The following is a 24,145-nucleotide window of genomic DNA, read 5'->3' on the forward strand; positions in this document are numbered from 1 at the left end:
CCCCCCGGCCCGTTTTTGGCACCGCCCTACATGTCTTTCATTATTGTTCCTTGTGATTCCATAGCAAGCCCTAAGAGGTAACCACCACAAGCATCATGCACGAGGCCCTCACGGGCTCACATATCACTATGACTGACGAAGAACTCATCTGGCGGATTTCGGGGGGATCCGGTGACGGGATCGCTTCGACGAGCCAGAACTTCGCAAAAGCCTTGATGCGATCGGGGCTTAACGTGTTCACGCATCGCCACTATCCGTCTCGTATCCGCGGCGGCCACACGTACACCGAGATCCGCGCGTCCGCGGACCCGGTGACGTCCCGCGGCGACGGGTACAACTTCCTGCTGGCGCTCGGCGACTCGTTCGCACGGAACCCGCAGGAGGACGCACTCTACGGAAACGAAGAGATCAAACCGCTCTCGGAGAATCTCGACGAACTCCGCGAGGGCGGCGTCATCGTCTACGACGAGGGGCTTCTCGACACGGCCGAGATTCCGAACTTCGACGAGCGAGTCGAGGAGAACAATTGGCACGTCTACCCCCTCGACCTCCGCGGGCTCGCCCGCGACATGGGTCGAGAGGTCATGCGCAACACCGCCGGCGTGGGCGCCACCTGCGCGCTGACCGGCATGGAACTCGACCACGTCGAGGACCTCATGCGCGACGCGATGCCGGAGAAGATCCTCGATCCGAACCTCGAGATCCTGGAGACGGCGTACAACCAGGTACGCGAGGAGTACGACATCGACGCACCCGACGTCTCGGTCCCAACCGGCGAGCACGAGGAGACGCAGCTGCTCATGTCCGGCTCGGACGCCATCGCGTACGGCGCCATCGACGAGGGCTGCCGGTTCATCGCCGGCTACCCCATGACGCCGTGGACCGAGGTGTTCACGATCATGACGCAGAACCTGCCGAAGCTGGGCGGGATCTCCGAACAGGTCGAAGACGAGATCGCGGCGGCGGCGCTCGCGGTCGGCGCTTCTCACGCGGGTGTCAAGGCCATGTCCGGCTCTTCCGGCGGCGGGTTCGCCCTCATGTCGGAGCCGCTCGGACTGGCGGAGATGACGGAGACGCCCGTCGTCCTCGTCGAAGCCATGCGCGCCGGTCCCTCGACCGGGATGCCGACGAAGCCGGAGCAGTCCGACCTCGAACACGTCCTGTACACCTCGCAGGGCGACTCCCAGCGCGTCGTCCTCGCGCCGGGGACAGTCGAGGAGGCGTATGAGCAGTCGCGGATCGCCTTCCGACTGGCCTACGAGTACCAGATTCCGTCGATCCTCCTGTACGACCAGAAGCTCGGCGGCGAGCTGACGAACGTCCCCAAGAGCCACTTCGACCGCGAGCCGAACCCGACGCTCGGGAAGACCCTGAGCGAGGACGCGCTGGCCGAGGAGCCGCACTCGCCCGACGGGAAGTTCCACCGGTTCCAGCACGAGGTCGACGACGGCGTCTCCCCGCGCTCGATCCCCGGGCAGAAGGGCGGTCGTTTCCTCGCGACCGGTAACGAGCACGGCCCGGCCGGCCACATCAACGAGTCGCCGGACAACCGCGTCGCGCAGATCGACCGACGGACCCAGAAGCTGGAGGCGATCCGCGCCGACCTCGACACGGTCGACACGGGTTCGTACGCCGGCCCCGACGACGCCCAGTACGGCATCCTCACGTTCGGAAGCCAGCAGGGCACCGTTGAGGAGGCCGTCGGACGCCTCAACGACGCCGGTATCTCGGTGAAGTCGTACGGCGTCTCCGACATGCTCCCGTTCCCGACCGAACAGGTCGAGGCGTTCGTCGAGAGCGTCGACGAGGTGCTCGTCGTCGAGATGACCGCCTCGGGACAGTTCCGCGGGCTCGTCCAGAAGAACCTCGGCCGCTACGGCGAGAAGCTGTCGAGCCTGCTGAAGTACAACGGGAACCCGTTCGAACCGGCGGAGATCGTCGACGGGTTCGAGGCCGCCATCGTCGAGGGCGACGGCGACGCGTCCGACCATCAGACTACCTTCGTCCCAGCCGCAGGTGATTAACCAATGAGCACGTTTTCAGCAATTGGAGAGGAGCGCGAGATCGACCGTGACGAGTACACCCCCGGCGTCGAACCGCAGCCGACATGGTGTCCGGGGTGTGGTGACTTCAGCGTCCTGAAGGCGCTGAAGCAGGCGCTTCCGGAAGTCGGTCGGACGCCCGAAGAGACCCTGCTGTGTACGGGAATCGGCTGTTCAGGCAAGCTGAACAGCTACCTCGACACGTACGGGTTCCACACGATCCACGGGCGCTCGCTTCCCGTGGCCCGCGCCGCGAAGCTCGCCAATCCCGGCCTCGAAGTCATCGCCGCCGGCGGTGACGGCGACGGCTACGGGATCGGTGGGAATCACTTCCTCCACACGGCCCGGGAGAACCACGACATGGCGTACATCGTCTTCAACAACGAGATCTTCGGGCTCACGAAGGGGCAGACCTCGCCCACCAGCCCGAAGGGACACAAGTCGAAGACGCAGCCACACGGGAGCGCCAAGGAGCCGCTCAAGCCGCTCTCGTTGTCGCTGAACGCCGGCGCCTCCTACGTCGCCCGCACGGCCGCTGTCAACCCGAACCAGGCGAAGGAGATCATCATCGAGGCGATCGAACACGACGGCTTTGCGCACGTCGACTTCCTCACCCAGTGTCCGACCTGGAACAAGGACGCGCGTCAGTACGTGCCGTACATCGACGTCAACGAGTCCGAAGACTACGACTTCGACCCGACGGACCGCGTCGAGGCCGCAGAGATGATGCGCGAGACCGAGGAGTCGCTGCACGAGGGCAAGGTGCTTACCGGCCGGTACTACGTCGACGAGGACCGCCCGTCTTACGGCCAGGAGAAGCGCACGATCGGCGAAATGCCCGATGAGCCGCTGGCCGAGCGATACTGGGACGACGAGTACGAGTGGGAGCGCTCGCACGACCAGTTCCTCGACAAGCACGCCTGACGCGTCCCGAGACGGGAGTTCGCGGTCAATTCTCCCTCGGTTCGCTGTCTGTTCGTCTCGTTTTTTGATTCGCAAGGTATTTTTTCCGTGGTGACAAAGCGATACTCATGAGTACGGTATCGACTGAGGAACGGATCTTGTCGGTGTTAGAGGAGGACGCGCAAGCCTCCTGCGCGGAGATCGCAGAACGCGCCGAGGTCTCGAAGCCGACGGTGCGGAAGTACATCGACCGCCTGGAGGAGCGGGGCGTGATCGTGGGGTACTCGGCGGAGATCGACCCGAAGAAGCTCTCGTCGCAGTCGATCGCGATTGTGGGAATGGACGTCGATTCCGGCGAGTACGTGGGCGCGACCCGCGCGCTGAAGGAACTCGACGAGATCCAGGCGCTGTACACCTCGTCAGGCGATCACATGCTGATGGCCGAGGTCCGCGCCGGCGACGGCGACGAACTCGGTGACGTCATCTCCGAGAAGCTGCTGGCGATCGACGGCGTCACCGCCGCACATCCCTCTTTCCTCCAAGAGCGTCTGAAGTGAGGCCGGGCGGTCGGCTTCGACGTGCTCAGACAGTCTCTCCGCCGACAGCCCCAGCGAACGGCGTCACCGAAGCCTGCTCACGTCGGCGGTGACGATCGCCTCGTCACCGCCGGGGCTACGGCGGGTCCCGCGCCGAGAGAACCCGTGCATGGCGAAGAACTCCTGTGCACCGGGGCTGTCGGCGGGGACGCTCGCCCGCAGCGTGTCGACGCCGCGGTCGGGTATCGAGGAAGCGATACGCGAGAGCAGTTCTTTGGCGACGCCCTCCCCGGCGTGCGTCGGGTGGACCCACAGCGCGAGCAGCTCCGCCTCCGACCCCTCGGCGTCCGGGTGCGCGATGGCGACGCCGACGGGGCCGTCGTCGCCCTCCATCAGGAAGGACCACTCCGCCTCGGCGGCGGCCTCGCGGACGCCGGCGGCGGACACGTCCAAGAGAGGCGATCCGAGGTCGTCGAACACGCTGGCCTCGCGAGCCCGCGAGACCGCCGTCCGTAACGCCTCCGCGTCGTCGGGTCGCGCCGCCCGGACATGCATAGTCGACCGTGAGTAAAGAACGCACGTATAGGTTTCGGGACGGGGATGATTCGCACAGTCGCGGCAGGTAAAGAACCGTCTCGATCGCCGACGCAACCGGAGTGCGGGGCGTCGGCGCGGCGATCGACTCTCGGATTACGCGACCGGCTCGATCCCGATCGTGACGACGACGTCCTCGACGTCCCACGCCTCGACGAGCCCGTCCGGACCGTCGTCGGCGTCGTGCGGGTCGTCGAGCCACTCGTCGGCGCGGACCTCGCCGGCGATCAGGTCTGCGTGCTCGTCGACGAAGCCGGCGATTCGGTCGTCGTCGACGGCGACCCCCACGCGGATTCGTGCCTCGACGTCCAGGTCGAGCTCTTTACGCATCTCTTGGATCCGGCGGATCACGTCACGAGCGTACCCCTCGGACTCGATTTCGGGAGTCAGAGAGGTGTCGACGTAGACGGTGCCGCCCTCGAAGTCGACACCGGAGACGCCTTCGGGGGGTTCGGCGACGTACTCGACCATCGCGTCGTCGAGGTCGACCGGCTCACCGTCGATCGTTACCCCGTCTCCCTCGACCGCCGCGCGGGTCGCGCCCCGTACCGCCTCCATCACCTGCTGCGCGTCGGCGCCGAACGCGGGACCGATCTCGGCCATCTCCGGTTCGGCCGTCTCGACGAGTTCGTCGAACGCTTCGGTGACGGTCACCTCGCGGGCGTTGACGCGTTCACCGATGAGGTCGGCGAGGCGCTCTACCGCGGCCGTCACCTCGTCGTCGTCGCTCTCGACGACGACCCGCGGCACGGGCCACCGGAGCTTCCGGCCAGCCTGCTGGCGGGCGTTCGCCGCGGCCTCCTCGACGTTGCGGAGAACGGCCACGTCGCGCTCCAGCTCGGGGTCGCGAAGGTCGTCGTCCGGCTCGGGGTAGTCGAGCTGGTGGACGGTCGCAGCCTCGCCGTCGAGCGTCTGGTACATCCGCTCGGTCAGGTACGGCGCGATCGGTGCGAGCAGTCGGATCACCTCGTCGAGGACCGTCGCGAGCGTCGCGTACGCGCCGCGCTTCGAGGCGGAGTCCGCCTCCTCCCACATTCGGTCGCGGACCGCCTTCACGTAGAACCGCGAGACGTCCTGCGTGACGAACTCGATGACGGCGTTGACCGCGTCGCTGACGCGGTAGTCGGCCCACGCCTCGGTCACCTCGGTCTCGACGGACTGGAGCCGGGAGAGCACCCACTCGTCGACGAGCTCCAGTTCGCCCTCGTCGAGGCTCGCCTCGGCCGGGTCGTAGCCGTCGAGCTCCATGTACTCCAGCGGGAAGCGGAACACGTTCCAGAGGATGTTGAGCTTCCCCTGTAGCTCGCCGAGCCCGTCCCACTCGAACGCGAGGTCGACCCCCTGCTGGTCGTGGCTGAGCAGGTAGGTGCGGAGCGGATCGCGACCGGCGCGGTCGATTGCCTCCTCCGGAGTGACGATGTTGCCGACCGACTTCGACATCTTGCGGCCGTTCTCGTCGTTGGCGAACCCGTGCATCAACACTTCTTCGTAGGGAATCTCGCCGACAGCGGCGGTTCCCATCCCGAGCTGCGACCAGAACCAGCCGCGGGTCTGGTCGTGCGCCTCGACGATGAGGTCGGCCGGCCACAGCTCGTCGTGGGCCTCCTCCTCGGACGGGTAGCCGAGCGTGCCCCAGCTTGCGACCGACGAGTCGAGCCACACGTCGAACACGTCCTCGACGCGGCGGTACGTGGTGCCGTCCTCGACGATGGTCAGGTCGTCGACGGCGGGGCGGTGGAGGTCGATCGCCGCGGGGTCGATGTCCTCTTCGACGCGCTCGGCGAGCTCCTCGCGGGTGCCGACAACGATCATGTCCTCGTCGAGGTTGCCGGCCTCGGCGTCCTCGGGTACCCAGATCGGGATCGGGATGCCCCAGTAGCGCTGCCGGGAAACGTTCCAGTCCGGCGCGTCCTCGATGAAGTCGCGGAAGCGGTTATCCCGCGCCCACTGCGGGTGCCACTCGGAGTGCTCCATGTTGTCGAGGAGCTCGTCTTTGACGTCCGTGATCGAGATGAACCACTGGTCGGTGACCAGTTGGATGATCCCGGTGTCACAGCGCCAGCAGTGACCGTAGCTGTGGTCGACGGTGCCGTGCGCGAGCATGTGCCCGTCGGCGACCAAGTCGTCGACGATGTCGTCGTTGGCGTCGCGCACGAACTGTCCCGCGTACTCGCCGGCGGCCTCGGTGAACTCACCGTTCGGCGCGACGGGGCAGTAGATATCGAGCCCAAGCTCACTGCCGCGGTGGAAGTCCTCCTCCCCGTGGCCCGGCGCGGAGTGAACGAGCCCGGTGCGGTCGGCCTCCACGTAGTCGGCGTCGTACACCTGCCCGGCGCCCTCGAAGTCGGGATACTCGGCAAGGCGGTCGGCGAGGGGGTGGTCGTACGCCCAGCCGACGAGCTCCTCGCCCGTCAGCTCGGCCTCGATTTCGAACTCCTCGTAGCGGCCCTCCTGAAGGACGGCCTCGACGCAGTCGGCGGCGACGTAGATGAGTTCGCTCTCGCCGTCCTTCTCGGCGCGGACGGCGTTGTACGTGAGGTCCTTGTCGACGGCGACGAACGTGTTCGCGGGGATCGTCCACGGCGTCGTCGTCCAGATGACGAGGCTCCCTTCGCGGTCGGCGAGCGGGAACTTCACGTAAATGGACGGATCCTCGACGTCCTCGTACTCGACCTCGTTGTTGGCGAGCCCGGTCTCACAGCGCGGACACTGCGAGATGGAGCGTTTCCCCTGCTCGACGAGTCCGTTATCGGCGACGTTCGAGAACGCCCACCACGCGGCTTCCATGTACTCGGGGTCGATGGTCTCGTAGGGGTCGTCCCAGTCCATCCAGACGCCGATGGATTTGAAGTCCTCGTCCATCGCCGCGCGGTTGGTGACGGCGAACTCCTTGCACTTCTCGATGAACTCTTCCATACCGTACGCCTCGATGTCTCGCTTGTTCTCGAAGCCGAGCTCCTCCTCGACTTTCACCTCGATCGGAAGCCCGTGCATGTCGTACCCCGGGCGGTCGGTGACGCGGTGACCGGTCATCCGCTTGTGGCGGATGATCGCGTCCTTCAGCGTCTTGTTCCACGCCGTGCCGAGGTGCATCTGTCCGGAGGTGTACGGCGGCCCGTCCACGAAGAAGAAGGGCGGGTCGTCGGCGTGTGCCTCCTTGGCCGACTCGTACGCGTTGACGTCGTCCCAGTACTCGTCGACCGCCGACTCGACGTCCGCGGGCGCGTACTGGTCGTCGATCTGCTCCATGTGCGTTGGTCTGCGCGCGCGTATTTGAATACGGCGGAGTCGGGGCCGAGGGCAGGAATGAGTCGTGCGTCGAGGGTGAGTCAGATGCGATCGATGCCGTCGGTAAACGAGGGGGAACCCACTTTGATCGGTAGACTCGGGGATCTCAGTATCGTTTCCGGTAATTGATCCATACCAATATATGGCCGGCGGGGTATTTGTTGCATACATGAACGTCGCACGATTGACTCTCGTCACCGTTGCGGTCCTACTGCTTGCCGTCGCCGCTACCGGCGGTGCCGTCGGCCAAGAGGAAGATCCGGTGACGCTCACCGTCGAGGTCACCGATCAGAACGGTGACGCCGTAGGCGGTGTGACGGTCGAGGCGGCGTGGGAAACCGACTCGGGAGACACAGGGACCGCATCGGGGACGACGGCGAGCAACGGGAACGTCCTCCTCGACGTGCCGGAGGGATCGAGCGTCGAGTTGAACGTGGACGACGACACCTACATCCGGAACAGGCCGGTTCAGGTCGACAGCGCGAGCGAATCGGAGATCGCACTCGAGGTCTCCCGGAGCGGCACGGCGACCGTGACGGTGCTCGACGATCAGAACCGGTCGCAGGCCGACGCCACCGTGACCGTTCGCGAGGACGGCCGATCGATCGACCGCGGCGAGACCGACTCGGACGGCAGCTACGAGACGGCCCGCCTCGAGCGGGGCACGTACGAGATTGCCGTCGTGAAGCCCGGCTACTACGAGACTGAGCGCGAGGTGACGGTATCGCTGAGCACCGAGGTGACGGTCGAAATCCAGCGAGGGACCGTGACGCTCGACGTCCGAACCTTCGACGACCACTTCGAACCGCCCCAACCGATCGACAACGGGTCGGTTCGGGTATCCTCCTCGGTGTACGACGGCGAAGTAAGCGTGACCGAAGGGATGGCCTCACTCAACGTACCCGTCAACGCGGAGTACACGGTGCAGGTTGTCAAAGATGACTACGACGCCACTCCCAAGCGGGTCAAGGTGCGGGAGTCCGCGATATCCACGAATGTCTCAGCCCAGCGGGCCCAGGCGCTCTCCGTCACGTCGGCGAACGATCGCGTCCTCGTCGGCGAGACGACTCGGGTGACGGTGCGGAACGCCTACGGCGAGCGGGTGGCCGGCGCGTCGGTCACCGTCGACGGCGACGAGGTCGGGGAAACCGACGACCGCGGGGAGATCGACGTGCCGATCTCCTCCGCCGGCGACCGGACGATCGTCGCGCAGGACGGGTCCGTCGAGTCCGATCCGGTGACGGTCGAGGGCGTCGAGACCGCGGATGAGGCCGATCCGGACCCCAACGAATCGAACGACACGGACGGTTCGGCGAACACGGACGACGGCGCGCCCGGCTTCGGCGTCGTCGCCACACTCCTCGCGCTCCTCGCCGCGGCCGCCGTCGCAGGCCGGCGTCGCAGTGGCTGAGCGCGGAGTTCCGTAGTACAGTTCCGGGCCAGACCGGCGTGGCTTGGTCCGGGATCAGGTTGGTCGGACGCGGTCCCGTTCTGTTGCTACCACGCCGCGCGCAGCACGCCCTCGATGGCCTCGGGCGTCGCGTCCAGTCCCGCCGGCGCGCGATCCATGCTCCAGTCGTCGGCGATGTACTCGGCGATCGCCGGGAAATCCTCCTGGTCGGCCGCCGGAACGTCTCGGAGGCGTCCGGGGACCGGCAGCGCGTCACGGACCGCGGCGACGGCCGCGACGACGTCCTCGGCGATCGCCTCGTCCCCGCGACCCTCAACGTCGACACCGAGTCCGTTGGCAAGCGCCCGGCGGCTCGCGTCGACCTCGTCGAAGAGGTACGCGAGGACGTGCGGCGCGACAATCGCGTGGATATCGCCCTGCTGGACGTCGTAGCGGCGCGCGAACCCGTGGCCGAACGCGTGGATCACCGAGATCCGACGGTTGAGTTGGACCAGTAGCGTGCCGACCACGGCTCGATCCATCGCGGCCTCGCTGCTCGCCCGGTCCCCGGCGACCCGCGGGAGCGCATCGGACAGGAGCCGAAGGCCGTGGATCGCGGTCGCGTCGCTCACCGGGGTCGCGTCCCGCGCGTACGGCGTCTCGATCCCTTTGTCGAACCCATTCATCGCCGACCCCGCCAGCGCCGAGCGGGGTGTCGTCTCGAACAGCGCCGGGTCGGCCAGGTCAACGATCGGCATAGCCCTGCTGCCGCTGACGGTCATCGGCTGTCCGGTCGGCGACGCGTCGGCCGACAGCACTTCCAGAGATCCGCCCGTCGAGACGTCGGCGCCGGCGAACGTCGTCGGGATCACCGCGAGCGGAATCTCGGGATCGGTTCCGGGCGCGAGCGACCCGAGCGCGTCGGGCCCGTCGGCCGCGTCGGCGCGGAGGTCGGCGAGGTCGCGCCCATCGACGTCGAGCATCGTCGCCTGTCGGGCGACGTCGAGACTGCTGCCCCCGCCGACAGCGACGAGGACGTCCGCGCCGACCTCGGCTCGCTTGTCGAGGAGATCGTACGCGGTTTCGACGTGTTTGTCGGGCGTCGTCCCGTCGAAGACGCCCGCGAGACGCTCGCCGAGCCCCTCGCGGATCGGATCCATCAGATCGTCGTTGGCGCCCACGTTGGAGCCGCAGACGAGTAGTGCGTTGTCGAGTCTCCGATCGCCGAGAATCGCGCTCAGATCGCTCGTACGACCGCGTCCGTACAGGATATCACAGCCGTGGTACTCGTATTCGAAGGCGTCCGCGATCGGTAACATTGCGAGTCCGTACGTCGGGCGGCCGCTTGTAGCTGTGGGCGGGGTGGTCTGCCGGACGGACGGCCGGTTCGGCTCGCACCGGTCCCCAAGAGCCAACCCGCTGCGGGTCGGAGACGCAGACACGGTCGATGGACCGACACACCATGCGCCGCTTCCCGCCGCTCCCCGACCTCGACGATCATGAGGTGCCCGACGACGTCCTCGAAGGGCACCTTTGGCTTCTCGAACTGATCGACGGGAGCGGCCTCCGATTCCGGATGGACGAGTCCGGACTCCTCCGATTCGGCGGTCCGGAAGCGACGTACGCCGACGCCGACGCTATCCCGTTCGCGCTCCGGTCCGCGGTCCGCCACGTCCGAGACCGGTTTGACCGGGAGGCGCTCCGGCGCGCTGTCGACGACCCCGCCGGCGTGACGTTCTTCGGCGTCGCGACCCACCGCCGCGGGACCGACTACGACTGGGACCGCATCCCGCCGTTTCTCGGGACCGACGTCCGGGTGAGTGGCGCAGACGAGGCAGACACCGGAACGACGGACGATGGGTTCCGACCGCCCGACGCCGTCGCGGCGATCTTCGAAGGGGTCGGCCTCGACCCGGTCAACGCGGTGGCACGCGAGGTGAACGCCCGCGATTTTGACCCCGATCGGTACGAGGTGCCGACGTCGGCGTGGCGCGCCGGCCCGGCGGCGGGAGTCGTCGTCCGGAACAAACGCGGTGGGCGCGGGCGGATCGCGAGGGAGACGACCGGCGACGGAGACGACGACCGCCCGGAGAGCGGTGACTCGGCCGACGGCGGGTCCGGTGGCGCAACCGACCCCGACGAACTCGTGGCAACACACGCCGGGAAAGAGCGGTTCGAACGGATCGTTGCGAGCCTCGAACGACGCGGCGAGCCGGCGACGGTCGACGCGCTCGCGGACCGGGTGACCGAGGCGGTCGCACGGGAGACCTCCCTTCGGTTCGGGACCGGAAATTCCGGCCCGGACGGGGTCGACGCCGCCCGTTTCCGCGCATCCGTCGTCGAGCGCGCGCGAACGTTCCTCGACGACCGTCGAGCGGGGGGCCACGGCGGCGCGAGCGGGAGGCAGTAACGGTCTCGCGGACGGAGAGTACGTCGGGCTTCCGTCGGCGCATACCGTGCTCTCTCTGTCGGCGCCGGGCCCGCTCTCTCGCGTCGAGTCTCACGCCCGCGCGCGTGCGTCGGCTTTATAACCCGTCCCCGACTAAATTCGGTAAGTTCTATGTCAGAGCAGAGCGAATACGGAGCCGGCCAGATACAGGTCCTCGAAGGCCTGCAGGCCGTCCGTAAGCGTCCGGCGATGTATATCGGGTCCACGGACGGCCGCGGATTACACCATCTCGTCTACGAAGTCGTTGACAACTCTATCGACGAGGCACTTGCGGGCCACTGCGACGATATCTCGGTCACGATTCACGACGACGGCTCCGTCAGCGTCAGTGACGACGGGCGGGGGATTCCCGTCGACACTCACGAGAAGTACGACCGGCCGGCGCTCGAAGTGATCATGACCGTCCTCCACGCCGGCGGGAAGTTCGACTCTAAGTCGTACCAGGTCTCGGGGGGGCTCCACGGCGTCGGCGTCAGTGTGGTCAACGCGCTCTCCGAGCGGCTGGAAGTCGAGGTGAAGCGAGACGGCGGCGTCTACCGCCACGAGTTCGCCCGCGGTGAGCCCGTCGAGGGCGGATTCGAGCGCGTCCGCGATATGGACGACGGCGAGGAGACCGGGACGTACATTCGATTCTGGCCCGACGGCGACATCTTCGAGACCGACGAGTTCGAGTTCTCGACGCTCGCGAGCCGACTCCGCGAGCTGGCCTTTCTCAACTCCGGCGTCGCCATTACGCTCGTCGACGAGCGCGAGGCGGACGCCGACGCCTCGGACGTGGGCGAGGAGCAGACGTTCCGCTACGACGGCGGCATCCGCGAGTTCGTCGCGTATCTCAACGAGGCCCGCACTCCGATCCACGAGGATGTTATCTACTTCGCGGACGAGGACGCGGACATCCACGTCGAGGTCGCGATGCAGGCGACCGAGGAGCTGCAGGGCTCCGTTCACGCGTTCGCGAACAACATCAACACCCGCGAGGGAGGGACCCACCTCACCGGCTTCAAGACGGCCCTGACCCGGACCGTCAACGACTACGCCAACGAGCACGGCCTCGTCGACGACCTCGACGCGAACCTCAAGGGAGAGGACGTTCGCGAAGGCCTCACAGCGGTCATCTCGGTGAAACACCCCGACCCGCAGTTTGAGGGACAGACGAAGACGAAGCTCGGCAACAGCGAAGTCCGCGGCATCGTCGAGTCCGCGACGCACGAGAAGCTCGGCACCTTCTTCGAGGAAAACCCCGACACCGCTCGGAAGGTCGTTCACAAGGCCGCCGAGGCCGCGCGGGCGAGAAAGGCCGCGAAGAAGGCCGAGGAGCTTACTCGACGGAAGTCCGCGCTGGAGTCGACGGCGTTGCCCGGCAAGCTCGCCGACTGCCAGACGCGCGACCCCGCGGAGGCGGAGCTGTTCGTCGTCGAGGGCGACTCGGCGGGCGGCTCGGCCAAGCAGGGCCGCAACCGCGAGAATCAGGCCATCCTTCCGCTGAAAGGCAAGATCCTCAACGTCGAGAAACACCGTCTCGACCGCATTCTGGAGAACAACGAGATCCGCGCGCTGATCACTGCGATCGGCGCGGGGATCGGCGAGGAGTTCGACATCGAGGACGTCCGGTACAACAAGATCATCCTGATGACCGACGCCGACGTCGACGGCGCGCACATCCGGACGCTGCTGCTCACGCTCCTGTACCGCCACATGAAGCCGCTGCTCGAAGCGGGCTACGTCTACGCGGCACAGCCCCCCCTCTACCGCGTCCGCTACCGCGGCGAGACGTACGACGCGATGACGGAGGAGGAGCGCGACCGGATCGTCGAGGAGAAGTGCGACGGCAACCCGGACCAGGTCCAGCGGTTCAAGGGCCTCGGTGAGATGAACCCCGACCAGCTCTGGGACACGACGATGGACCCGGAGAACCGGATCCTCAAGCAGATTAACATCGACGACGCCGCCGCGGCGGACCGCATGTTCAACGTGCTGATGGGCGACGCGGTCGAGCCGCGCAAGCAGTTCATCAAGGAGCACGCGACCGAGGCCGAGTGGGTGGACATATGAGCTCCGACGCTCCCGATGTCGACGCCGGCGACGTCCGCGCCGCGCAGGTGACGAACGCGCGCATCGAGGACGAGATGGAGCAGTCGTACATCGACTACGCGATGTCGGTCATCGCTGGCCGCGCGCTCCCCGACGTCCGCGACGGGCTCAAACCCGTCCACCGGCGCATCCTCTACGCGATGCACCAGGCGGGCGTCACGAGCAACTCCTCGCACCGGAAGTCCTCCTCCATCGTCGGCGAGACGATGGGTGACTACCACCCGCACGGCGACAGCGCCATCTACGACACGCTCGCGCGGATGGCTCAGGACTTCTCGATGCGGTACCCGCTCGTCGACGGACAGGGGAACTTCGGCTCCGTCGACGGCGACCCGCCGGCCGCGATGCGGTACACGGAGGCCCGGATGGCCCCCATCGCCGAGGAGCTACTGGCCGACATCGATCGCGATACGGTCGATTTCACTTCCAACTACGACGACCGCTTAGAGGAGCCCGAGGTGTTGCCCTCGGCGGTCCCGCACCTGCTCATCAACGGGTCTTCGGGGATCGCGGTCGGGATGTCGACCAACATCCCGCCGCACAACCTCCGCGAAGTCGTCGACGCGACGGTCGAGCTGATCGAAAACCCCGACGCGACCGTCGAGGACCTGATGGAGCACGTCAAGGGGCCAGACTTCCCGACCGGCGCGAACATCGTCGGCCGGAACGCGGTCCACAAGGCGTACAAGACGGGCCGCGGTCGCGTCCGAGTCCGCGCCGAGTTCGAGGTCGACGAGGAGGAGGGCCGGATCATCATCTCGGAGCTCCCCTTCCAGCAGAACAAGGCGCGACTCGTCGAGCGGATCGCCGAGGACGTCAACGAGGGCTCGATAGAGGGGATCCGCGACCTCCGCGACGAGTCAGACCGTGACGGGATGCGCATCGTCGTCGAACTCAAGCGCGACGCGATGGCGGAGGTCGTCAAGAACCAGCTACTGGAGAGTCACCTCGAACGCACCTTCGGCGTCATCAATCTCGCCTTAGTCGACGGCTCACCGCAGGTGCTGGATTTAAAAGAGACACTCCGTCACTACGTCGAACACCGCCGCGAGGTGGTGCGTCGGCGCTCCGAGCACGAGCTCGCCGAGCGTGAGGACCGCGCACACATCCTCGAAGGGCGCCTGAAGGCGCTCGAACAGGTCGACGACGTGGTCGAAACGATCCAGAACTCCGACGACCGCGACGCCGCGAAGGCAGCGCTCGAGGCGGAGTACGAGTTCAGCGAGGCGCAGGCGGCCCACATCGTCCGGATGCAGCTCGGCTCGCTCACCTCGATGGAGACCCAGGAGATCGAGGAAGAGTACGAGGACGTCACGGCCCGGATCGAGCGGCTGGAGATAATCCTCGCCAACCCCGACGAGCTCGACGCCGTGATCGTCGACGAACTGCGGGAGATGAAAGAGGAGTACGGCGACGAGCGCCGGACGAGCTTCATCGAGGACGCCGGTAACGTCACTCACGAGGACCTCATCCCGGAAGAGGAGTGCGTCGTCGTGATGAGCGAGGACGACTACATCAAGCGGATGCCGCTTGAGACGTTCAAGGCGCAGAACCGCGGCGGGAAGGGGATCATTGGCACCGGTCTGAAGGAGGGCGACCGCGTCTCCTCAGTATTCGCCGCCAACTCCCACGACTACCTGCTCGTCTTCACCAACCGCGGCCAAATCTACGAGTTGAAGACCTACGAAATCCCGGAGATGTCCCGAACGGCTCGGGGGAAGTCGGCGGTCAACCTCCTCGATCTGGGCGACGGCGAGGAGATAGAGGCGGTGGTGAACACCGACGACCTCGACGAAGACGAGTTCCTGACGATGGTCACCCGCGACGGGTACATCAAGCGGACCGCCGTCAACCAGTTCGGGAACATCATGTCGACGGGTATCCGCGCGATCCGGCTGGAGGACGGCGACGAACTCGTCGACGTCGAGGTGACCGACGGCGACACCGACATTGTCATCGGCAGCTGCCACGGGATGGCGATCCGCTTCGACGAATCGGAGGCACGCGCGATGGGCCGGACCGCTCGCGGCGTCATCGGAATCGACCTCCGCGAGGGGGACGCCGTCGCCGGCGTGGCCGCCATCGACGACGAGTACCACAACTGGGTGCTCACTGTCACGGAGAACGGTTACGGGAAGCGCTCCGACCTGGACGAGTACCGTCTGCAGTCCCGCAACGGGAAGGGGCTGATAGACATCAAGACTGGCGACCGGAACGGTGAGGTCGTCGCCATCGAGGCGGTCACCTACGGCGACCACCTGCTCGCGATGAGCGGCGACGGCCAGATCATGCGGACCCGGGTCGAGGAGATCTCCACGGTCAGTCGCAACACGATGGGCGTCATCGTGATGAATCTGGACGCGGACGACGAAGTCGCATCCGTGGATATCGTCCCCGAGGCGACCCACGCCGTTGAGTCGGTCGAGGGCGACGCGGTTGCGGCGGACGATGCTGACGTGGCGGAGGACGGACCGGCTGAAGCCAACGTGGACTAACGACCGGTCGGACGCCGAACGCACGGACCGGTAACGAGACCGCGCTGACCGAACGACTCTGTTTTTGCGACGCGCCCGAACGGTCTCGTGTGCGGGATTAAAGTTCCGTGCCCCTCATCCGCCCACATGGATAGACGCCGTCTCCTCGCCGCGACCGTCGCGAGCGCGACGGCCGCCACCGGCTGTCTCGGTGTCGGCAATCCGGATCCCGGGCGACTCGACCTGACGGTTCGTAACGACGGCGACGCCGCCGTCGACGTGGAGGTCGTCGTGCGCGGCGACGACGGGACGACGTACGAGTCGGCGACCGACCGCGTCGACCCCGGCGTCGCCCGGGCTTTCGAGGCGACCGTCGGCGGGAGCGGTCGCCACGAGGTCACGGTCACCGGAGCCGATTGGGAGGGGCGGCTCGCGTGGGACGCCGGTGTCTGCGCGCTGTACGACGGAACCGTCGCCGTCGACGCCGGCACCGTCGCGGTCGCCGGCGAGTGCGTCGACCCGCGATAGCGCAAATTTCAGGAAAATTACTTACGGTCACCGCGAAAACGGCCAGATAAGATGGACGAGTACGAGGGAATAGACGAGGTCGTACACGAGCCAACGGCGGCGTTCGCCGAGTCGACGAACGTCGCCGCGTTCATGCGCGAGTACGGGATCGACGACTACGAGGCGCTGATCGAACGAACGACGACCGAGGTCGAGGGCGAGCCGGCCTCCGGCGTCGACTGGTTCTGGGACGCCATCGTCGACTACCTCGACATCGATTTCTACACCGAGTACGACGCGGTCCGAGACGACACTGACGGGCCGCAGTTCACCGACTGGTACCCCGGCGGCGAGATCAACGTCGCGCACAACGTCGTCGACCGCCACGCCGCGGTCGACTCGCCAAATCGAAACAGGGTCGCGCTGATCTGGGAGGGGGAACCGGGCGACGTGCGCGAGATCACCTTCCACGATCTGGCCCGGCAGACCAACCGCGTCGCCAACTACTTGGAGTCCGTCGGCGTCGAGACCGGAGACACGGTCGGCTTATATATGCCGATGGTTCCCGAGGTCGTCTCGATCCTCTACGGCTGCCTGAAGGTCGGTGCGATCGCGGTGCCGATCTTCTCCGGGTTCGGCACCGAGGCGACGGCGACTCGGATCGGCGACGCCGAACCGTCCGTCCTCTTCACGGGTGACGGGTTCTATCGGCGGGGGAGCGAGGTCCGGCTAAAGCCGACCGCCGACGAGGCGATCGCAGAGGCGGGGCACGTCGAGCACGCGGTGGTGTACGACCGGTTGGGCGCGACTCCGGCGAGCGCGCCGGAGCAGTCCGGCGCCGCGGCCGCCGATCCGGTGCCGTGGGACGCCGGTCGCGACGTCACGTGGGACGACGCGATCGGGTCGCAGTCGACCGACTACGAGTCGAAGCGGCTCCCCAGCGACCAGGAGTCCATGCTGTTGTACTCATCGGGAACGACGGGCGAACCGAAGGGGATCGTTCACACCCACGCGGGCGTCCTCATGCAGTGCGCGAAAGAGATCCACTTCGGCTTCGACCAGAAGCCCGCTGATCGGTTCTTCTGGGTCTCCGACATCGGGTGGATGATGGGGCCGTGGACGCTGATCGGCAACCACGCGTTCGGCGGGTCGGTCGTGATGTACGAGGGTGCGCCGGATCACCCCGAGCCCGACCGCTTCTGGGAGCTTATCGACCGGCACGGAATCACGCAGTTCGGCATCTCACCCACCGCGATCCGCGCGCTCCGTAAGCACGGGGACGAGTGGGTCGAGGGACACGACCTGTCGAGCCTGCGGATCTTGGGCTCGACCGGCGAGCCGTGGGACCCGGAGTCGTGGCGCTGGTTCTACGACGCGGTCGGCGGTGGCGACTGCCCCATAATCAACATCTCCGGCGGCACCGAGATATGCGGCTGTTTCCTGATGCCGATGCCGAACCAACCCCTCAAACCGTGCACGCTCGGGGGTCCGGGGCTGGGGATGGATATCGACATCGTCGACGAGAGCGGCGAGTCTGTGAGAGACGCGGGCGAACGCGGCTACCTCGTCGCCCGCGACTCCTGTCCGTCGATGACGAAGTCGCTGTGGTCCGGCGACGAGCGCTATCTCGAGGAGTACTGGTCGACGTGGGAGGACCTGTGGGACCACGGCGACTTCGCGCAGCGAGACGCGGACGGCTTCTGGTTCCTGCACGGTCGGGCCGACGACGCCCTGAACGTCGCCGGCCGGAAGGTCGGACCGGCCGAGATAGAGGGAGTGCTCATCGACCACGACGCCGTCAACCAGGCGGCCGCGGTGGGTGTCCCGGACGACACCACCGGAACCGCGGTGGTCGCGTACGTCGTCCTCGAACCGGGCGTCGAGCCGAGCGACGCGCTCCGCGATGAGCTACGAGCGCTCGTGGGCGACGAACACGGGAAGCCGTTCAGGCCGCGAGAGCTCCTGTTTGTCGACGCCTTCCCGAAGACGCAGTCCGGGAAGATCATCCGGCGCGCAATCGAGTCCGTGTACAGCGACGAGGATCCCGGTGACCTCTCGTCGATGGAGAACCCGGAGGCGTTAGCGGCCCTCCGCGACCCGAGCTAACGCTCGAGCGCACAGATTCCCGGATCGAGTTACGAGTCGGCTTCGGCCACTGCATCGGCGAGCGCGTCGTAGTCCGGTTCCTGCCCGGCGTTCTCCGCGAGCCAGCGGTACGTCACGACACCGTCGCCGTCGATCACGAAGACGGCCCGTTGCGCGACCGTGTCGACCCCGTAGTGATCGAACGACTCGATGACGTCGTACGCCTCGATCGCGCGGTGGCCGGGATCGGCGACGAGCGCGAACGGCAGTTCGTACTGCGTTCGGTAGGCGGCGAGCGCGTGCGGGAGGTCGGTGCTCACGCCCAACAGCGTGCAGTCGCTGTGGTCGAACTCGTCGCGGAACGCCTCCATCTCGTCGGTGCAGGTGTTCGAGAAGGCCGCCGGGAAGAAGGCGAGCACGACAGGCTCGTCGCCGAGACGGTCTGCCAACCCGAACGGTTCGATATTTCCGTCTACGATCGATCCGGTGAAATCCGGGGCGTCGTCGCCAACATCGGTCATATCCTCCGGTCGTCCCCCGAGCGTATGACGGTTTCGACGATCATTGCCCGCGCGTTCGTGACGGCGGGATTCTCGCCGCGTCGTCCCGCTACGGCCGGGGACCGCGCTCACCAAGGCAAAAAGACTATAATCGCCAGATGGTTACCCGGTAATAGAAATGATAAGCGCGATTCCACTGATCGGCGGTATTCCGGCGGGCCCGGAGCTCCTCATTATACTGCTCGTGCTGGTCCTTCTGTTCGGAGCGAACAAGATCCCGAAGCTCGCCCGGTCGACCGGCCAAGCGATGGGCGAGTTCAAGAAGGGGCGCGAAGAGGTCGAGGACGAACTGAAGCAGATGCAGGACGGCGAGAGCGACGACGACTCGGCGGTCGAACCCAACACGATGACCGAGTCCGACTCGACGGTCGACGAGAAAGAAGAGGAACTCGAAGACCTCGAAGCCGAGAAAGAGAAGAGCGCGTAGACGACTCCGCGACACCGACCGATCTCCGCCGCGACGTTTTCTCCGACCGCTGTGGGCACGTGGCCTAGCGGACAGGGCGAGAGGTTCCTAACCTCTCGATCGCGGGTTCGAATCCCGCCGTGCCCGTATCGACCGATATGAGTTGCGAGTACGGCCGATCTTTTCTCACTCCGTTCGCTCGTGAGAATCCCACCGCGCCCGTTCGTTTTCAGCTTCCTTCGCCCAACCGCGGGAACGACCGCCACGCGAGCCACACGGCTCCGACGACGATCACGAGGGTCGCGCCGGCCAACGGCAGACCCGGCTCATATAACAGGGGCGGGTGATAGCCCAGTCCGTAATCGAGCGCGACGTTGCCGACGCCGAGCGCGAGCGCGAGCGCCAACGCGCCGCGAGTCGTCCGCCCGAACGCCGGGAACAACAGCGCGAGTCCGACGAAACAGAGGTGCGTGCCGAGCACGCCCCAGTAGTACACCCACGCGTCGGGGGCGGCGACGTACTGCGAGAACGCGAGGTTCAGCGAGACCAGCGGCCAGAGGCCGAACGTGAGCAGCCAGACGAACGCGAGCGTGTGGAGGTACGCCAATGCTCGCGATGTCGGGGCGTCAGCGACGACGCTCCCGCCCGCTCGAACCGCGGGGACGAGCGTCAGGAGGACGCCCCCGCCGAGCGCGACCGCGACCGCCGAGTCCGCGTACAGCGGCCACAGCGGGACCGGAACCTCTCCCGCGGTCGGCGCGTAGTAGGCGACGCCGACCGCGAACATGAACGCGACGAACGCGAGCACGATGCCGAGACTCAACGGTGTCCCGAGCAGCTCTTCGGCGACCGCCGCGCGCACTCGGCGGCGCACGGCCGGTTGCCGGAGGCGACCGAGGGCGCGGAGCGTCGATTCGTCGTCCGGTGTCGTCACGGCGGCGCTTCGGTCGCGAACGGTAAAAACCGCCCTCTCGGTGAGCGATTATCAGAGCCGGTGTTTTGCGAGACACCTTTTTTAAGGGTGGCACCATCAGCGGATGTATGGCAACAGAGGACGCCGAGCGCTCGCCGCAATCGCCCGAGGACGCGGGCGAAGCGTCGACGGCGTCCGATCCGTCCGTCGCACCCGTCACGCGCGGGCGATACTCCTGGCGATCGTTCCTGACCGATCGCGACCTCTCCGAGGCTGCGGAGGCCCTCTACGCGGACATCGGCGACGCGCCGGCAGTTCCGGCGAGCGCCGTCGCCGCACACGCCGAGGACGGTGCGGACCGCGTGATACGCGCGCCCGGCGTCGACGAGGCCTTCGTGGCCGACGGTGAGACGCCGGTTTCCGGACACGGAACCCCTGACGCGGGCACCCTCGTCGTCGGTGACGGCCACGTCGTCCTCGACGGCGACGCGGTCGTGAACGACGGGACGTCGACGGCGGCGGTGGACTCCGGGGCGTTCGAGGAGGATACGGACGAGCCGGAAGCGGAGTCCGACGACGACGGGGCGGCCGAGGTTGACGACGGGAAACCGGCGATCGACACTGCTGAATCGGAAGCGACCGCGGAGCCGGATGAGGGCGACGAGCCGGTCGAAATCGACGAACCGGACGACACGAACGACGAAGAACCTCCGTTCGTGGTCGACGACGGGGGGCTTTCCGGGACGGTCGCCGTCGCTGCGGGCGACGTCGAAACGGTACCGCGACGCGCGCCGACCGACGAGGAGTGGGAACGTGTCGATATCGACCCGAGCGACTTCCTCGGGTTCGACCCGTCGGAGACCGCGTACCGGGTCGGGGCGGCCGCGGCCGTCGGTGACGTCCTCTGGGACCTGTGTTCTGCCCGGTACAACCTCTACGAGGTTCCGGTGCTCAAGGGGTACTACACGTGGGACGACTACCGCGACGAGTACTTCCTCGACGAGGAGGGGAACCCGCCGACCGACGAGGAGGACGAGCCGCTCAAGTTCACTCACGAGGACAAGACGGAGGCGTTGGGATTCGATCCCGACCGAACCGAGGACCTGTTGGGCGCGGGCGGCGGCGCCGCGGCCGAACTCGCCGACGTGGTCGAGGAACGCACGGTGAACGTAAACCCCGAGGTCGACGAGGACGAGTTCTTCTCGACCGCCGCCGGGGACACCACCCTCGCGAACCGGTACGACTTGGAGAAGGCGGTGCCGATGCCGAAGAAGACTCACTTTCGAGAGATCGAGCGGTACTGGGTGAACAAGCCGTACGCGTTCATCATCGTGTTCCGCTCCACGAAGGAGAACGAGGTGAAGTACTACGCCGTCCAGCCGTACCGAACCCAGATCGAGATCGATCTCGTCGAGTTCCTGACCGGCAAGCTCCGGACGGCTATCAAGTACGCCGACGAGTCGATCGCGGGCGGCGACGAGGAGTTCCGCAAGACGGTGATCGTCGACGAGACGCTCACGCTTCTCGATCGGTACGACCTCTACGAGCGCGAGGAGGACGACCGCGGAGTGGTCGACGACCTCGTCGACGACATGGTCGATCGGTTCGGGTTCGACCTCACGGAAGGGATCGCCGCTCGGATCACGGAGTCGCTGGGCTACGAGCCCCCGACCGAGCCGGCGTCGGAATCGGCCCCGGCGAAGATCCTCGCGCGGCCCGAACCGGCGGTGCTGGAGGAGGACTCGGAGACGCTGTCGACCCATCAGGTCGAGAAGCTGCTGTACTACCTCAAGCGGGACTTCATCGGCTACGAGCGTATCGATCCGATCAAGTACGACATCAACGTGGAGGACATCTCCTGTGACGGGTACAACTCCCCCGTCTTCGTCTACCACTCCGACTACGAGCAGATCATCACCAACGTCTACCACGAGACCGACGAACTGGACGACTTCGTCGTGAAACTCGCCCAGCGGTCCGGGAAGGGGATCTCGAAGCGGCGCCCGCAGGTGGACGCGACCCTCCCGGACGGCTCCCGCGCCCAGCTCACGCTGGGCCGCGAGGTGTCCGACCACGGGACGAACTACACCATCCGGCAGTTCAACGACGTCCCCTTTACGCCGATCGACCTGATCAACTGGAAGACGTTCTCGCTCGACGAGATGGCCTTCCTGTGGCTCTCCATCGAGAACCACAAGAGCCTGATCTTCGCCGGCGGCACCGCCTCGGGAAAGACGACCAGCCTGAACGCGGTTTCACTCTTCATCCCCTCGAACGCAAAGATCGTCTCCATCGAGGACACCCGTGAGGTCGAACTCCCCCAGCGCAACTGGATCGCCTCCGTCACCCGTCCCTCCTTCTCCGACGACGACAAGGGCGACATCGACGAGTTCAATCTGCTGGAGGCCGCCCTCCGCCAGCGACCCGACTACATCGTGATGGGCGAGATCCGCGGCGAAGAGGGACGGACCGCCTTCCAGGTGATGTCGACCGGACACACCACGTACACGACGTTCCACGCCGACACGGTCGGCGAGGTGCTCAAGCGGTTCACCACGGAGCCGATCAACGTCTCGAAGACGATGTTCACGGCCCTCGACTTGGTTTCCGTCCAGACCTCGACTCGGGTGCAGGGGAAGAAGGTGCGTCGGAACAAGTCGCTGACCGAGATCAACCACTACGACGCCGAAAACGACGAGATCAACGTCCAAGACGTGTTCCAGTGGCAGGCGGAGACGGACGAGTTCCTCCAGATGGGCGATTCGAACACCCTCGAAGACATCATGTTCGACCGCGGGTGGAGTCGATCGGTTCTGAACGATGAACTCCAGAAGCGCCGGGTCGTGTTGGCGTACCTCATCGACCGCGGGCTCAACAGCTACGCGCAGGTTGCCGCGACGTTCCAGGCGTTCATCAACGACCCCGAGACGGTGCTCGCGCTGATGGCCAACGAGCAGTTGGAGCGCTCGCTGGAGGACCTCCGGGAAATGGAGTCCGTGCTGATCAACGTCGACCGCGACAAAGAGGAGATGGTCCCCCGTCCCGACCCGGACGAGGCGGGTCGAGACGAAGTCGAACGGATCCTCGCCGACGCCGAAGACATGTTCGCGGAGTACCGCGGTCAGATGCCGGAGTCCGTCTCCGACGCGCTGATCAACTTGGCTCCCGTGCCGGATATCGAGGCGTCGCCCGACGTCCCCAAAGAGACGCTCGCGGAGACGGCCCGCGAGGCCAAGGCGCTCTACCCCGAGCCGCTCGGCCCTGAGCCTCCCGAGGTCGACGGGGAGCAAGACGACGTCGAGGCTGCTGTCCCGGAGCGAGACGACGTGGAAGCGGGCGATCCGGTGGCAGACGAGGTCGAGCCCGATGGGTCGGTGGTGGACGGCGTGGAAACCGGCGATCCGGCGGGCAACGGAGCGGGACACGTACCGACCGCGGACGGCGAGGAGGCGGATGAGACCCCCGGATCCACGAAGACGAACGGTGACGCGAGCGTCGAAGCCGATGCCGACGGGTTTGGTGAAGCGACCGACGTGGTCGCCGAAGACAGCCACATCGACTTCGACGAGCCGTTCGACGAGGGTGTCGACGTGTTGGAGCCGACCGAAGATGCCCCCTTCGACCCCGGCGACGGTGACGGCCGTGACGAGAGCGATGAAAGCGACGAAAGCGGTGAGGACGACCGCGACGCGGGCAGCGACAGTGAGGGCGGGGGAGACAGTGACAACGGCGAGGAGCCGGACGAGGACGAGTGGGCAGTGGGCAGCGACGAGTGGGCAGTGGGAAGCGACGATGGCGACGATGAGGATGGCGACGATGAGGATGGCGACGACAGCGACGATGAGGACGACGACATCGGCGACTGGGGGTTCGGTGCGGTCGAGTCCCCGGAGGAGGGATAGCGCCG

16 protein-coding genes and 1 tRNA gene are annotated in these 24,145 nt (G+C 66.6%); 12 read left to right on the top strand and 5 right to left on the bottom strand.

Features of this window, described 5'->3' with window-relative positions; translation table 11 throughout:
- Positions 1-128 precede the first annotated feature (128 nt).
- The 3 genes from ACNS84_RS01885 to lrpA1 all read left to right on the top strand — a co-directional run bounded on the left by ACNS84_RS01885 (position 129) and on the right by lrpA1 (position 3,502).
- A complete protein-coding gene (locus ACNS84_RS01885; protein ID WP_435073150.1) occupies positions 129-2,024 on the top strand; it encodes a 2-oxoacid:acceptor oxidoreductase subunit alpha in 1,896 nt (631 codons plus the stop codon).
- A 3-nt stretch (positions 2,025-2,027) separates the two neighbouring features.
- Complete coding sequence (locus tag ACNS84_RS01890; protein ID WP_435073151.1) at positions 2,028-2,966, top strand: thiamine pyrophosphate-dependent enzyme; 939 nt, start codon at positions 2,028-2,030, stop codon at positions 2,964-2,966.
- A gap of 107 nt (positions 2,967-3,073) precedes the next feature.
- The gene (gene lrpA1, locus ACNS84_RS01895; protein ID WP_435073152.1) at positions 3,074-3,502 is read left to right on the top strand and encodes an HTH-type transcriptional regulator LrpA1; all 429 of its coding nucleotides are present in this window, start codon (positions 3,074-3,076) and stop codon (positions 3,500-3,502) included.
- 63 nt (positions 3,503-3,565) lie between these two features.
- Here the strand turns inward: lrpA1 and ACNS84_RS01900 are convergent, their stop codons facing one another.
- Both ACNS84_RS01900 and ileS read right to left on the bottom strand, forming a co-directional pair.
- Positions 3,566-4,036 carry a GNAT family N-acetyltransferase gene (locus ACNS84_RS01900; protein WP_435073153.1) on the bottom strand — a complete coding sequence of 157 codons (471 nt, stop codon included), beginning with the start codon at positions 4,034-4,036 and terminating at the stop codon, positions 3,566-3,568.
- Positions 4,037-4,171: 135 nt separating this feature from the next.
- Entirely contained in the window at positions 4,172-7,324 is a 3,153-nt protein-coding gene (ileS, locus tag ACNS84_RS01905; protein ID WP_435073154.1) for an isoleucine--tRNA ligase, read from the bottom strand.
- Positions 7,325-7,532: 208 nt separating this feature from the next.
- Between ileS and ACNS84_RS01910 the strand changes: the two genes are divergently transcribed.
- On the top strand, positions 7,533-8,774 hold the full coding sequence (locus tag ACNS84_RS01910) for a carboxypeptidase regulatory-like domain-containing protein (RefSeq protein WP_435073155.1): 1,242 nt from the start codon (positions 7,533-7,535) through the stop codon (positions 8,772-8,774).
- Between the two features lie 86 nt (positions 8,775-8,860).
- On the opposite strand, the gene ACNS84_RS01915 is transcribed toward ACNS84_RS01910, so the two are convergent.
- Entirely contained in the window at positions 8,861-10,072 is a 1,212-nt protein-coding gene (locus tag ACNS84_RS01915; protein ID WP_435073156.1) for an iron-containing alcohol dehydrogenase family protein, read from the bottom strand.
- 128 nt (positions 10,073-10,200) lie between these two features.
- Between ACNS84_RS01915 and ACNS84_RS01920 the strand changes: the two genes are divergently transcribed.
- The 5 genes from ACNS84_RS01920 (at position 10,201) to ACNS84_RS01940 (ending at position 18,380) form a co-directional block, all read left to right on the top strand.
- Complete coding sequence (locus ACNS84_RS01920; RefSeq protein ID WP_435073157.1) at positions 10,201-11,163, top strand: hypothetical protein; 963 nt, start codon at positions 10,201-10,203, stop codon at positions 11,161-11,163.
- Between the two features lie 150 nt (positions 11,164-11,313).
- Entirely contained in the window at positions 11,314-13,254 is a 1,941-nt protein-coding gene (gene gyrB / locus ACNS84_RS01925; protein ID WP_435073158.1) for a DNA topoisomerase (ATP-hydrolyzing) subunit B, read from the top strand.
- Entirely contained in the window at positions 13,251-15,788 is a 2,538-nt protein-coding gene (gene gyrA / locus ACNS84_RS01930) for a DNA gyrase subunit A (protein ID WP_435073159.1), read from the top strand. Before gyrB ends, gyrA begins: the two co-directional genes overlap by 4 nt.
- A gap of 126 nt (positions 15,789-15,914) precedes the next feature.
- A complete protein-coding gene (locus tag ACNS84_RS01935; RefSeq protein WP_435073160.1) occupies positions 15,915-16,295 on the top strand; it encodes a hypothetical protein in 381 nt (126 codons plus the stop codon).
- Between the two features lie 51 nt (positions 16,296-16,346).
- Complete coding sequence (locus ACNS84_RS01940) at positions 16,347-18,380, top strand: AMP-binding protein (protein ID WP_435073161.1); 2,034 nt, start codon at positions 16,347-16,349, stop codon at positions 18,378-18,380.
- A gap of 29 nt (positions 18,381-18,409) precedes the next feature.
- On the opposite strand, the gene ACNS84_RS01945 is transcribed toward ACNS84_RS01940, so the two are convergent.
- Positions 18,410-18,880 (bottom strand): redoxin domain-containing protein, encoded by a 471-nt coding sequence (locus ACNS84_RS01945; RefSeq protein WP_435073162.1) that lies wholly within the window; start codon positions 18,878-18,880, stop codon positions 18,410-18,412.
- 157 nt (positions 18,881-19,037) lie between these two features.
- Here ACNS84_RS01945 and ACNS84_RS01950 point away from each other — a divergent pair, with 157 nt between their 5' ends.
- Positions 19,038-19,346, top strand: coding sequence for a Sec-independent protein translocase subunit TatA/TatB (locus ACNS84_RS01950; RefSeq protein ID WP_435073163.1), 309 nt, complete (start codon positions 19,038-19,040; stop codon positions 19,344-19,346).
- A gap of 53 nt (positions 19,347-19,399) precedes the next feature.
- Positions 19,400-19,472: transfer RNA gene (locus ACNS84_RS01955), tRNA-Arg, on the top strand.
- An 82-nt stretch (positions 19,473-19,554) separates the two neighbouring features.
- Here the strand turns inward: ACNS84_RS01955 and ACNS84_RS01960 are convergent.
- Positions 19,555-20,187 (bottom strand): DUF1405 domain-containing protein, encoded by a 633-nt coding sequence (locus ACNS84_RS01960; RefSeq protein WP_435073776.1) that lies wholly within the window; start codon positions 20,185-20,187, stop codon positions 19,555-19,557.
- Between the two features lie 179 nt (positions 20,188-20,366).
- Here ACNS84_RS01960 and ACNS84_RS01965 point away from each other — a divergent pair, with 179 nt between their 5' ends.
- Positions 20,367-24,140: an ATPase, T2SS/T4P/T4SS family gene (locus ACNS84_RS01965; protein WP_435073164.1), complete on the top strand. Its 3,774-nt coding sequence runs from the start codon at positions 20,367-20,369 to the stop codon at positions 24,138-24,140.
- The last annotated feature ends 5 nt before the right edge of the window (positions 24,141-24,145 follow it).

The organism is Halorubrum wangae, from assembly GCF_051194135.1.
GTDB lineage: Archaea > Halobacteriota > Halobacteria > Halobacteriales > Haloferacaceae > Halorubrum.